This window comes from Actinacidiphila oryziradicis (assembly GCF_005047355.1).
Lineage (GTDB): Bacteria > Actinomycetota > Actinomycetes > Streptomycetales > Streptomycetaceae > Actinacidiphila > Actinacidiphila oryziradicis.
This window is the reverse complement of the sequence record NZ_SUMC01000161.1, coordinates 1-11,682: the sequence shown is the minus strand read 5'-3', so window position 1 is coordinate 11,682 and position 11,682 is coordinate 1. Positions and strand designations below refer to the sequence as shown.

Annotated in this window: 14 protein-coding genes and 2 pseudogenes; 4 read left to right on the top strand and 12 right to left on the bottom strand. The window is 68.3% G+C overall.

All coding sequences use genetic code 11. From position 1 onward, the window contains the following. Positions 1-414: 414 nt before the first annotated feature. The 3 genes from FCI23_RS50985 to FCI23_RS50975 all read right to left on the bottom strand — a co-directional run bounded on the left by FCI23_RS50985 (position 415) and on the right by FCI23_RS50975 (position 2,556). Positions 415-1,068, bottom strand: coding sequence for an FMN-dependent NADH-azoreductase (locus FCI23_RS50985; protein ID WP_136730777.1), 654 nt, complete (start codon positions 1,066-1,068; stop codon positions 415-417). A gap of 143 nt (positions 1,069-1,211) precedes the next feature. Continuing rightward, positions 1,212-1,583, bottom strand: a complete 372-nt coding sequence (locus FCI23_RS50980) for a DoxX family protein (RefSeq protein ID WP_169317390.1) — start codon at positions 1,581-1,583, stop codon at positions 1,212-1,214. A 268-nt stretch (positions 1,584-1,851) separates the two neighbouring features. Further along, the gene (locus FCI23_RS50975) at positions 1,852-2,556 is read right to left on the bottom strand and encodes an NADPH-dependent F420 reductase (protein WP_265737848.1); all 705 of its coding nucleotides are present in this window, start codon (positions 2,554-2,556) and stop codon (positions 1,852-1,854) included. A gap of 98 nt (positions 2,557-2,654) precedes the next feature. Between FCI23_RS50975 and FCI23_RS50970 the strand changes: the two genes are divergently transcribed. Then, positions 2,655-3,128 carry a MarR family winged helix-turn-helix transcriptional regulator gene (locus tag FCI23_RS50970; RefSeq protein ID WP_136730774.1) on the top strand — a complete coding sequence of 158 codons (474 nt, stop codon included), beginning with the start codon at positions 2,655-2,657 and terminating at the stop codon, positions 3,126-3,128. Between the two features lie 55 nt (positions 3,129-3,183). Here FCI23_RS50970 and FCI23_RS50965 read toward each other — a convergent pair whose 3' ends face one another. Then, a complete protein-coding gene (locus FCI23_RS50965) occupies positions 3,184-3,573 on the bottom strand; it encodes a hypothetical protein (protein ID WP_136730773.1) in 390 nt (129 codons plus the stop codon). On the opposite strand from FCI23_RS50965, the gene FCI23_RS50960 reads away from it, so the two are divergent. Continuing rightward, entirely contained in the window at positions 3,565-4,851 is a 1,287-nt protein-coding gene (locus FCI23_RS50960) for a HEPN/Toprim-associated domain-containing protein (protein WP_136730772.1), read from the top strand. The two genes, FCI23_RS50965 and FCI23_RS50960, sit on opposite strands and share 9 nt — an antisense overlap. 193 nt (positions 4,852-5,044) lie before the next feature. After that, entirely contained in the window at positions 5,045-5,293 is a 249-nt protein-coding gene (locus tag FCI23_RS50955) for a hypothetical protein (RefSeq protein ID WP_136730771.1), read from the top strand. Here FCI23_RS50955 and FCI23_RS50950 read toward each other — a convergent pair. From FCI23_RS50950 to FCI23_RS50920, 8 genes and pseudogenes are all read right to left on the bottom strand, one after another. Next, positions 5,280-5,789: a hypothetical protein gene (locus tag FCI23_RS50950; RefSeq protein WP_136730770.1), complete on the bottom strand. Its 510-nt coding sequence runs from the start codon at positions 5,787-5,789 to the stop codon at positions 5,280-5,282. The genes FCI23_RS50955 and FCI23_RS50950 overlap by 14 nt on opposite strands. Positions 5,790-6,446: 657 nt before the next feature. After that, complete coding sequence (locus FCI23_RS57715; protein ID WP_169317389.1) at positions 6,447-7,187, bottom strand: hypothetical protein; 741 nt, start codon at positions 7,185-7,187, stop codon at positions 6,447-6,449. Between the two features lies 1 nt (position 7,188). Continuing rightward, positions 7,189-7,502: pseudogene (locus tag FCI23_RS61770) on the bottom strand (aquaporin); the annotation flags it as partial. Between the two features lie 123 nt (positions 7,503-7,625). Beyond that, on the bottom strand, positions 7,626-8,516 hold the full coding sequence (locus FCI23_RS50940) for a GNAT family N-acetyltransferase (protein ID WP_246144842.1): 891 nt from the start codon (positions 8,514-8,516) through the stop codon (positions 7,626-7,628). Between the two features lie 206 nt (positions 8,517-8,722). Continuing rightward, on the bottom strand, positions 8,723-9,070 hold the full coding sequence (locus FCI23_RS50935) for a hypothetical protein (protein ID WP_136730768.1): 348 nt from the start codon (positions 9,068-9,070) through the stop codon (positions 8,723-8,725). Positions 9,071-9,158: 88 nt separating this feature from the next. Continuing rightward, positions 9,159-9,974, bottom strand: coding sequence for an SDR family NAD(P)-dependent oxidoreductase (locus FCI23_RS61765; RefSeq protein WP_246144841.1), 816 nt, complete (start codon positions 9,972-9,974; stop codon positions 9,159-9,161). Continuing rightward, positions 9,971-10,399, bottom strand: a complete 429-nt coding sequence (locus tag FCI23_RS50925; protein ID WP_322974039.1) for an alpha/beta fold hydrolase — start codon at positions 10,397-10,399, stop codon at positions 9,971-9,973. The genes FCI23_RS61765 and FCI23_RS50925 overlap by 4 nt, the downstream gene beginning before the upstream one ends. 52 nt (positions 10,400-10,451) lie before the next feature. Continuing rightward, positions 10,452-10,733 carry a hypothetical protein gene (locus FCI23_RS50920; protein ID WP_136730767.1) on the bottom strand — a complete coding sequence of 94 codons (282 nt, stop codon included), beginning with the start codon at positions 10,731-10,733 and terminating at the stop codon, positions 10,452-10,454. A gap of 452 nt (positions 10,734-11,185) precedes the next feature. On the opposite strand from FCI23_RS50920, the pseudogene FCI23_RS61760 reads away from it, so the two are divergent. Beyond that, positions 11,186-11,682 (top strand): annotated as a pseudogene (locus FCI23_RS61760) (hypothetical protein); the annotation flags it as partial.

Sequence of the window (11,682 nt, the reverse complement as noted above, 5' to 3'; positions counted from 1 at the left end):
GGAGCAGATCACCGGCGCCGCCGACCAGCACACCACAGCCTGAGCACAGGCCCCGAACCGGCCCCACCACGCCCCGACACGCCGTCAGAAGCCCACACACCCAACAACGTGACAACGCCTTCGCGACTGCCTCGCGGCCGATGATCGGCTCGGCGAGGAACGGGCTGTTCAGAGGTTGCGGGCGATGGCGTCGTTGTCTGCGGTGTGCATGCCGTCGAGGAAGGACTCGAAGGCGGCGCGCTGCTGGGTGGACGTGCTCATGACTACTCCTTAGGACTGGGATCTGGTCGGTGTAGCCGACTCGTAGGGTCGGGTCGGCCTGCCCAGATCATCCGTATGAGACACCATCTCAAAGCTCCAGACGGCGGCGCCCTGAAGCGTGTTTCACGGCCGCCGTCTGGACGGGCGCCGTTTCTAGGCGGCGATACGGTGGGCTATCGCCTTGGCCGTGGAGGCTGCGTCATCCAGTGCGCGCTGGCGGGAGGCTTCGAAGAGGGGGATCAGCTCGGACATCGCCGGGTTGTGTACCGCCATCGTGAGCTCCGGGACGATGAAGTTCACGTCCAGGGCGAGCGTGTCGGCCAGAACGGCCGTGAGGTAGTTCTGCACGTATTCGTAGCCCTCGCGGGGCGTGCCCGGGGCGTAGGAGCCGCTGCGGCTGGCGACGACGGTGACGGGGGTGCCCTTGAGCTTGGAGTTCTCCACGCCGGCGGTGCGGCCGACGAGGACGATGTTGTCGAGCCACGCCTTGAGGGTCGAGGGGATCGAGTAGTTGTACATCGGGGCTCCGATCAGTACGGCGTCGGCGTTCTTCAGTTCGTCGATCAGTGTCAGCCGGTGGGCGAAGGCGTCGGCCTGGGCGGGGGTGTGCGCGGCCGGGTCGGTCTGGCCGGCGGTGTGGGCGTCGGCGGTGAGGTGCGGGACGGGGTTCGTGGCGAGGTCGCGGTGGATGACCGTGCCTTTGGGGTGGTGCTCCTGCCAGGTCCGGCGGAAGGCGGCGGTCACGGTGCGGGAGGAGGAGGCGTCGCCGGGGAACAGCGAGGAATCGAGGTGCAGAAGAGTGGCCATGGGATGTTCCTCAGTTGTTGCAGTGGGCGGGAAATAGATGCGGATGAACGGCTGCGGTTCGCGTAAAGAAGCGATCCTGGGCTCGCCCGGCAGTTTCTTGCCGGGCGGGAATGAGTCTGTCGGGCCCCGGATGCCGGTCCTGCTCAGGAGGAGAGGACCAGAGTGACGGCGGCAGCGATCGCGACGACGGTGAGGATGGCGGGTGCCATTGCGTTGCCGCGGGTCTCGGGGTTGGCGTAGTCGCCGGACTTGGCATGGAAGCCGATGGCTCCGACGAGCACGACTGCGAACCCCAGGGCGGCGGCAACTCCGATGGGCTGCCAGAAGAGGCCGGCGAGGAGTCCTGCGGCCGCGCCCAGCTCGGCCAGCCCGATGAATCGGACCAGTGGGGGGCTGAGGCCTCCCGGAGACTGCAGCTGGGCTGGAATGCTGCCTTTCAGCAGGGCTTTCGGCAGTCCGGCTGCCAGCCCGACAACGGCGAGTAGCACGCTCAGCACGGCGGCGGAGATAAACACGGCTATAGAGCCTTTCTGGAAAATGTTTCGGACCGCCCGAGCTGTGATTGACCGGTGTACATGAATCAGGGGTATTCCGGCTGGTTTCGCTGCTCGCGCATAAGCGCTGCTGAGGTGCGGTCTCATTGATGGAAAGCGCTGCGGCGCGGCCACCTGGCTGCGGGCGGGGCACCGACTGCTGTGTTGCGGCTGGTGATGGCAGACGCTGAGGCGGGATGGCTCGTCAGCGCCGACTGCCTCACCGCCGTGGGAGGCGGGAGCTGGCTGCTCAGGTGAGCGGCTGTTCGGTGAAGTTCCTGAGCACCAGTGCGTTGGGAACCTGGATGAGGCGTCCGCCTTCGTCGACCCTGCCGAGTTCCACCGCCGACAGGCCGAGCGTGCCGGTGAGCTGGGCGATCTGGGAGCTGGCCTCCCCGGAGTTGCTGGAGACGAAGACCACGCGCTTGCCCTGGCCGGAGGGCACTTCGGCGGCGAGCGTCTGGGCGGGAAGCTGGTTGAAGGCCTTCACGATCTGGGCGCCGGACAGGATCTCGGCTGCGTACTCCGAGGAGAGTCGGCCCTTGAGGATCTCGTCCGCGTTGGGCGCGTAGTGCGCGTTGGTGGTGTCAACGACGATCTTCCCGTTCCAGTCGGGCAGGGCGTTGCCGAACTCCTCGACCGCAGCGAACGGGATGGCCATGAAGATGACGTCGCACGCCAGTGCCTCGGTGAGCGTCACCGCCCGGACTGCCGAGCCCAGAGAGGCGGCGAGTTCGCTGATCGAGTGCGGTCCGCGTGTGTTGGCGATGCGTACCTCGACTCCGGCCCTGGCGAAGAGGCGCGCCAGCGCCGAACCGATGTTTCCGGTGCCCACGATGGCGTAGCGGGTGTCTGCAGACATGTGTGTTCCCAGTCCAGTCGATTGCTGAGGGCTGCCGAGGCGGCAGTAGCGGCTTCGCCGTCTGGCTGCCGTCGCCGCGTTCCTGTCGGGCACGGCGGCGCCAACCTCCGCCAGCCCATTTGGTTGAGGTGTTAACCAAACCGTAGGCGCAGACTAGTTAACATGTCAACCAAGGCGGTAGAGTGGCTCCCATGGGCGAACCGCAATGGCTGGATGAGCGCGAGCAGCGAGCTTGGCGCAGCCTCATGAAGATGCAGGCCGGCCTGTCCGAGTACATCGAACGGCAGCTGCGCACCCGCAGCGGGCTGTCCACCGCCGACTACCAGGTGCTGGCGCACCTGTCCGAGGCACCCGACGGGCGCCTGAGGTCGTTCGTTCTCGGGGATGCGCTGCAATGGGAGAAGAGCCGCCTGTCGCAGCATCTGACCCGCATGCAAAACCGAAACCTCATCCGCCGCGAGCGCTGTGCCACCGACCAGCGAGGGGCTGTTGTGGTCATCACCGAGCAAGGCCGCACCTTCATCAAGGCAGCCGCCCCGCTCCACGTGGCTGACGTACGCAATGTGCTGATCGACCATGTCACCCCTGCACAGATGGACCTTCTGAGCGAATTGGGAGACCAGGTCGAGGCACGACTCGCCAAGATCGATCAGAAGCCGGGATGAGTCCTTGCGCCTCGTCGGGCCGACTGACGCTGACCGTGCTGTCAGCGTCGTCGCCCTACCCGGGGCGCTGATGAAGGCCCGACAACGCGCGAACCACCCCCCTCCAATTCAACAGGGAAGACGACGCGGGTTGACGGGCCGCGCCTTCAAAAAAATGATCGCGCTCGCGCTCGCCGTCCTGCCGCAGCGCGGCCGTCCACACGTTCTCGGGCAGCAGCGCGATGGCTTGCTCGTCCGTGGCGTTGATGGCCCAGCCGGTCACCCAGCGCACCCGGCGCCGGCTGGTGGTCAGGGTCTGGAGGTGGTCGAGGACGTCGTGGCTGAAGGCCGCGCCGTCGATCCGGATCAGCAGTTTCGACCATAGCGGCAGGACGGATCCTCGCCACAGCCGGAAAAACGGGACGCGCCGTACCCAAAGGGATGGGAGCCTGTAGGTATGGGGCATCACTCGTATCTGGTCGCGGGCGACTGCCAGTTCCTCTACACCCGCGGTCACTACGACGAGGAACTGGCGGCGCTCTTCAACGAGACCGACCGCAAGCTCATCGTCGCTGACGGCAGCGACGTCACGCCTGGCGACGAGTGGGACGAGAGCGAGGACGCGCTCGGGTACTACACCACTGCCAACGCTCTGCGCCAGCGCCTGAACGTGCAGGGCTTCACCTCGCGTCGTGCCCTCGCCGACCTGGCAGAGGGCATCGCGCACTGGCGTAAGATCTACGACAGCCAGAGCCAGCTCCGGGAACGACAAGCACGGGGCGAGAGTCTGTTTGAAACCCTTGCCAGGCCCCCGCGTGAGCCCGCCGAACTGCTCGCAGCCATCGGCGAGGCGATCCGACCGCACCGGCCGGAGAAATCGTTCGCCACGTTCCAGGAGTGGTTCCAGTACGAGGACGAGTTCGGCGAGACCGTCACTGACGTAGAGGAGCTCCGCTGCTTCGTAGAGGAACGCAGCCTCATTCGGCTGATCATCGACCAGGCCCCCGACGACACGCGGGTCGGACTGAACCTCGGCGAGCTGACTGGCTGCTGCGTAAGCCTGGACACGACCCAGCCCATCGCAGGACCGACACGTGAGCGCCAACTCGCCGCCCTGCCCGATAACGCCCCGCTGATCGTGCTCACCGAAGGAAGCACCGACTCCAGGCTTCTCACCGAGGCCATGCACGTCACCCACCCGCACCTCGTTGGCTTCGTCCGCTTCATCGACTACACGGGAACGAAGGCCCGCGGCAGTGCTGGCGCGCTCGCGATCATGGTGAACGCGTTCATCGCGGCTGGCGTCGCCAACCGCTTCGTGGCCATCGCCGACAACGACGCCGGCGGATATGAGGCGCTCGCCAAACTGAAGAGACAGAAGTTGCCGGTGGGATGTCAGGTGCTGCACTACCCGGACCTGCCCTTGCTGGCCAGCTACCCCACAGTCGATTCGGCGTCCCCAACCGTGTCGCTGACCAACGTGAATGGTGTCGCCGGCTCTCTGGAGATGTACCTCGGCGAAGACGTCCTGACGATCGACGGCACGCTGGCGCCAGTCCACCTGGGGACCTTCATCCCCGCCGTGCGGCGCCGCCAGGGTGCACTCTCGAAGCGGCACAAGGGCCTGATACAAAAAGCGTTCGAGGAGAAGATCAAGACAGCTCGGTTAGGGCAGCGCGGCGGCACCGGCGACTGGAGCGGCGTGCACGCCATCATCGAGGGCATCGTCCACGCCTTCGACTGAAGGACGCAGGTTGGTCAACGCCCGGTGCAGAGTCTCACCTTGATGTCCTGAAGGGTTCTCGTCCCGGCGGCTACGCTCGATTCGTCGAGGGCCCCCAACCACCTTGCAGGACAGTCACGCATCGGCAGCTGCTCAAGTTTTGGTGAGAGAACCGACCGTCACCAACCTGCAATAACGGCGGGAAGCCCTGCTGGTGCAGTGCCGTGTCGAGCGGATCGAGCCGCCGGGGCGAACCCATGTGGAGAAAGTGCTGGTGGCAGCCCGCAGCCGGTGGGAGCGGGCATTCTGCATGCGGACCATCGGACGCCTTGGCGACGTTGAGGTGGCCCGGCTGCTGGCGCTGGTTGCGGAGGACAACGAGGGGGGCGCCGCCCTGCTGGCCTCGCTGAAGCGTGACCAGGGCTCCTATGCCGTTTCGACAACCCGCTTCATGGCTGTGTAGAGGTGGCCCGAGTCCGGTCCTCCGGTCCCACGGCTCCGTCGGTGTTCCTGCGGGCGACAGCGTTCAGGATCTCTGCGGGGGAGCAGCAGCCAAGCAGCCGGTTCACCGCATCATCCAACCGGGTAAGGCGGTCAGCCTTCTGCCGGGCGACCGCCCCACGGACGGCCTCGCTCATGTATTCCTCGGGCGTCTGGCCCGTCTGCGCCGCCTGTTGCCGAACCCGGCCCAAGACGTCGGAATCCATCTGGACGCTGAGCAGGTGCCACCCCTGCGCGTCGCCGAAAACAGTAGTCAGCGCGTCGATGGGGAGAACGGTCGCAAGTTCTCGCCACACCCGCCGAATCGCCCGACGCCGGCTCCTGGCCGGTACCACGACCATCACGCGGTTGCGGTCCCGGGCCGCTGCGATGCCGTACGCGCACACCGAGCGGGCGCGTGCCAACTCACGCTTCGTGACCGGGCGGACCAAAATGATCTCGATCGCCTGAGCTTTCATCTATTCCTCCAGGGATATCGAGCCGACCCGCGTCGCAGAGGTTGAGCCAGGGGGAAACCCCCATGCGCGCGCCAGTTGACCACGGCCGATGTCCATGCCGCACAGTGGTCGGTCCGGCGGCGGCGCTGGCCTGCTCACACCGACCAACGGGAAATCAGCGAACCTTCTTGGCCCGTCACGGGGCGGTGAATAGTACGAAAGGCAATCCTGTTTATGTGTCGACTGTGACGGTTCCGTCTGGGATCCAGCCTTCGACGTACCCGCTCAGGAGGACGTCCAGCTCGCGCGGGTAAACCACGAACGAGGCTGCTGAGACATCCGGAATCGGCCACCAGCGCATATGCGGGAACTCGATCACGGAACGCGCCGGGCCGCGCATTCTGAGGATATAAATGTACGATTCTGTGTACGCAGCCTCGCCGGTAGCAGGAGAGCAGTTCATCACGCGTCCGATCACTCGCCCAATACACGCAGTCCCCGCTATTTGGTTCTTCCGTCGAAATTTCTCCAAGGTCGATATACACGAGGTTCCCGGATCGACATTCAACTGGAGCGGACGCCACTGCATGCTGCTGTCGATCCACTGCAGCAGGACCTGGTTGTCACTCGACAAAAGCGCGATGAGAACGGCCTGGTGAATCTGCGGAAGAGAACTAGTCACGTGTCCACCGTCGCCCGCTGATGAACAGGCAGCGCGTTATCTTCAACCAGACAGGGGAAGAGCTGAGTGATCGTCAACTGATTGAGCTGGAGGGGGCAACTCGGCTGGCAGGAGCGAACGTGGACTGTGAGCCACTGTGACCTGCGGCGATACGCGCAGTGACTGAGTTTCCTGCAAGCCTCACTGGCGTTTTCTCGGCGAAATGATCTTCGCGAACCGGTGTGAACCACCCCACGCGCGAGCAGGCCAGACGAGCTGGGCCCGGCTGCGGACAGACGTAAAGCCCCCGGTAGGAAAGGTCTCACCACAAGATCATGTCCGTAAGTACCAGAGGTTTCACGTTGGTCACCTATGTTGCCACGCTCGACGTCCAGCGCCATGTTGTGGACTACCTGTTCCGCCTGCTGGCCGCCTACCGGCGAAGGATCGGCACGCCGCGCGGCAGCCGCGCTCTCGGCCCGTTCCGCCAGGCCGTACTGGTCCTGCGCTGGTTCCGCGAGCGCGGATGTGGGCACTGCCTGGCCCGCAACGCCGGCGTCTCCCCGGCCACCGGCTACCGCTACCTGCACGAAGGCATCAACATCCTCGCCGATCAGGCCCCCGACCTGTACGCGGTCCTGGACCGCTGCCGACGCGAGAACATGACCCACGTGATCCTCGACGGCACGCTGATCGAATCCGACCGCGTCGCCGGTGACCGAGACAACGGCAACGACCTGTGGTTCCGCCAGAAGCACACCGCTTGGTGCGGGCGAGGCCGAAGATCAGCAGGATCAGCCCGGCGGTGGCGACCGCCTCGCCCAATAGCAGGTGACCTGCAGAGCGGTCGCTGGTCACTGGTCATGCGTGGACTACTCCACGAGCAGCTCGGCGAGCATCGCGTCCGCGAGGATCGCGTCGCCGAGCGCCCCTGCCACCTGGACCGGCGCATAAGTGGCCACCTCACGGGCCGGTCACCCCGGCACCGCCCGCCATGTGGTCCACCACTCGGCGGCCGTGATCACAGGCTTGAAGTGCATCCCAGAGACCGGGCCGCGCAGGACGACTTTGATCAACGGCACAATCCACTGCGGCCGCTTTCTCAGCGCCTCAACGCTTTCCCCCCGTCGTCCTGGGCTACCAGGCCGGGCCTGGTGGCCCCCGGACGCCCGACCACAGGACCTAACAACGCCCTATTACGGGCGGCGGGTGAAGGACCAGAGCCGGTCCAGCTCGGTGAACCCCATGGAGTCGTAGAGCCGGTTGGCGGCGAGGCGGTCGCGCTCGAGGTTGCCGGGCGGGGCGTCGTCGTCGACGTAGGCGATCACCTCGCGGGCGCCCTCGGCGGCCAGGTGCGCGAAGCACTGCCGGAGCAGCCGGCGACCCAGCCCGCGGCCGCGGTGCGCGGGGTCGGTGCTGATCCACCACAGCACGCCGGTCCCGTCGACGGGGCGGCCGAGGGTGGCCTCGCCGACCAGGGTGCCATCGGTCTCGCGCAGGTCGAGCTGCCACCCGGGCGGGTCGGCGCACTCGGTGACATCCGCGATCCGATGAACTCGCGCGTCGGCGACGTTGGGGACTCCAAGAAGTCCCCGGTGGATGTAGCGCCACAGGTCACGGCCGGTGAACCCGGCCGCCTCCAGCGCCCGGCGGGTCGCCGGGCGGTTGCACACCGGCAGGCCCTCCAGCCCGAGTGTGAGTGCGCAGGCGAACTCGAACGCGTACACCGTGCGCGGCCCGAGCTGGCCGAGCGCGTGGCCGACCAGGGCCTCGGCGACTGCCCGGGCCTCCTCCTCGGCGTGCAGCCACAGGATCAGCCCGGCCCCGTCCCCGGGGCGCGTGGCGTAGGAGACGACCCCCCGCACCCGCCCGGACGGGTCGTGTATGACGTCGGTGCGGGGTTGGTTCAGCTCGGCCCACCAGCCGCCGTGGACGGGCAAGCGCCCGGCCAGTGCCTCGGCGAGCATCACGGGCGTGGCCTCCGGTTGGCCGGGCAGCCGGTCGGCCTCCACCAGCGCGAGCACCGCGTCCTGGTCGCCGGCCGCGTACGGCCGCGCGGACAACGCTCCGACGGTGGTGATCGCCACGCTCGCGCCTCCCTGGTGGTCTGCCCTTCCAGCCTGCCCCTGCCGGCGCCCGGGCGCCAGGCAACCCCGGGACGCGGGTCCGGGATCAGGCGGGGTCGAGCGTCCGCCGCACCGGGGACGGCCGCTGATCACTGCACCCAGTCGCAGCGTCGCCCTCATCCCATCCGGCCTCGTTGTCGGCCTCACCGTGGAGCAGGTCGTTGATCTCATCCTCGGTCGGGGTCCATACCGATCAGGGCTGTGGCGTTCCGCTGGTCCTGGATCAGGTGGTAGCGGATGAAGTCCGGCGGCTGTATGTCGTGGATCGCCCTCAGCTCCTCCCGGGTCAGCTGGCGGCCGTCGATGCGCCACTGGTCGGGGTGGGTGGCCTCGAGGTCCGCGATGGACGACGTCCCGTCCACCGCCAGCAGCAGCTCCACCGGATCGAGCCGGTCCTCCCCAGCGCCGGCCGCCGGGTCGTGGTCATCCTCGGCGCACCCCCCGGCGGCTCGTGAGGCGGGGTTTTGGGGCCCGGTCCGCCGGTTGCGGACCTTCTTGTGCCTGCCCATGCTCATCCCTCTCAGCGCGGCGCGAGGACGCACGGCGCCCGGCGTCCAGCAGCGATAACGATCCGGCCGGGCTGGAGGACGTGACCCGCACGGGTCACACCTCGTCCACCTCGCTCGACCGCGTCTCGCAGGGGACGCAGTCCCTCGCCGGGCTGCGAGGCGGTGAAGGCATAGCGGCCCAGGGGACAGGTGCTTCTCCTTGAGCGGGGACAGGCGGGCGATGTCCTCCTCCGGGGCGCCGATCCTCGCGTCGGGTCCGCGCGGTCACCGTCGTGGAGGTCGTGGCCCGACGAGGGCGCGGATGCGACGGTGTACGCCGTACCCCAGCAGGACCGCGGCGACGAGCAGGACCAGTCCGATCCGCCGGTCCGGCCCGGTGGCGACGACGACCGTGAGACCGATGTCGGCCACAGCGATGAGGAGGCTCGCCAGTGGGTAGCACCAGCGGCGGCGCCGGTCGGTGGGCCTGAAGGTCGGGTGGCGCGGGGGCGATCGCGGCGAGGGAGGTGATCTGCAGCAGGTAGCCGCGCGATTCGAGCAGGGCGGGCAGGAAGGCGCGGGCGGTGGTGGCGCTGCCGAGCAGGTTGACCTGGATGACGCGTTCGAAGCCGGCGGGGTCGGAGTCGAGGAAGGGGCCGCCGCTGGCGACGCCGGCGTTGGCGACGACGGCGTCCACGCGGCCGAAGCGGGCGACCCCTTCAGCGGCGACGCGCGCCATCGCGTCCCGGTCGCTCACGTCCGCCGTCCAGTACCCGGTGTCGGGGCCGATCGCCCCGGCGACCGCCTTCAGCTCGTCCGGCGGCTCCAGGCCGACCAGCGCCAATCGGGCGCCCCGGGCGGCGAGTTTGCGGGCGAGCAGCGCGCCCACACCGCGGGCGGCGCCGGTGACGACGACGACCTGGCCGTTCATACCGTGCCTCCTTCGGCGGCAGGCTCGTTCTGGGGCTCGGCTTGGGGCTCGACCTCGACCTCGGGCTCGGCCGGCACCCGCAGGTGGTCCTGGACCAGGCGCCGGATGACGTCGGCAATGGCCTCCGGGTCCTCCAGGGGGGTCATGTGGCCGAGCCCGGGGAGTTCGGTGAGCCCGACGCAGTGCGGCAGCCGCGCGGCGATGTCGTGGGCGTGCACCGGCGGGGTCAGCTTGTCGGCGGTGCCGACGAGCACGGCGGTGGGTGCGTCGAGGGCCGCCACGCCTGCGTCCAGGTCGAGCCGGGCGAGCACGCGCCCCCAGGCCGCACGGGGTCGCCGACCGCAGGCGTGCACGATACGGGCGGTGGCGGCGACCTGCTCCGGGGTGGCGCCGGGCGACAGCACCTTCCCCTGCACGACCCCCACGAAAATGCTACGTAAATCCGACGTGACCTGAATTGCCCTGGATGCCCTAGTGTCACTTGCCCGGCCTGGGGGCGGACGACCTACGATCCCGGATGTGGATGACACCGATGCGGACGACGCCTTCGACTTCCCGGCCGATCTCCTGCGGGCTGCAGCGTGAGTTGGACGGGGTGCGGGGCGAGCTCGTGGGGTGGCCGCAGGCCTTCTCCCGCCGGGGTGGTGACGAGCAGCGGGTGATCGACATGTTGTGGGCCCGGCAGTCGCAGTTGTCCGCCGCCGTGGCCGAGCCCCGTTCTTCGCCGGCCGGGACACCTACGGGCGGGTCAAGGCTCATCTGGCCCTGCAGGGGATGAGCGCCCGCGCTGCCGCATCGCCGGGCGGTGCGGCAGTCACCCGTTCGGCCTAATCGCCGGGGCTGGAAAGCCGGGGCTGCCGGCGACCGCTGGCCGGGCGGGTGCGGGGCGGCGCACTTCTCCGGCGGCTGCCGACGTAACGTCCCCCGAAGCGGCGGACGGGGCCCGCTCCCTTCTACCGCTGGCATCCGGGCTCGCCCGGAGTGCCACCGCAGTGGTGTCCCGGCACCCTTCAGCGGGGGTAAGGCGCGCCCTGGGCATGAGAAGGCCCCCCGGTTGTCGCCGGAGGGCCTCTCCAAAACAGCCACGCCGAGTCTTTGCCCAGCCACGCCGAGCCTTATCTCGCCCTGCCCTGCCTTGCCACGAAATGTAAGGGTGCGGGTTGCCTACTGACCAGGATACTCCTCTCATACCGGTCACCCAAGTCCCCCCGATGACGTCCGGGGGAGGCCGGGAACAATCCTCCTGGCGGGGGCCCCGGCTGCTGCCTCCGCTGGTCGCCGACCGGCGCCACATCCTTGTCCGCGATGTGCGCCCGGTCCGGGGCGGCGTTGCTGATGAGGTTGGCGGTAGAGCCCAGCAGGCCACGCTCACGCAGCAGCTCCACGACTCCGGCGAGCGGACCGTGCAGCAGATCGCTGACCTGTTCACTGTCCCCCGCATCACTGTGTACGGCCACGTCACCACCGCTGTCCCGCGCCTGGCCGTGAACAGACCCTCACCACACGCTGCGCCTGACGAGCTTGAACGCAAGCAGCGCCCCGACGGGTCCTGCCGCCAGGGCATGAACACGACGCTTCGAGGCACATGTGCGCTGGGCCAACTGACGGGGCAGGCGAAGTTCCCTCTCGGCACACCGCTCGTCGTGGCGGTCGCCGACGGGCTCGGCGGGCAGCCGGGCGGCGAGGTGGCCAGTGCACGGGTCGTCCG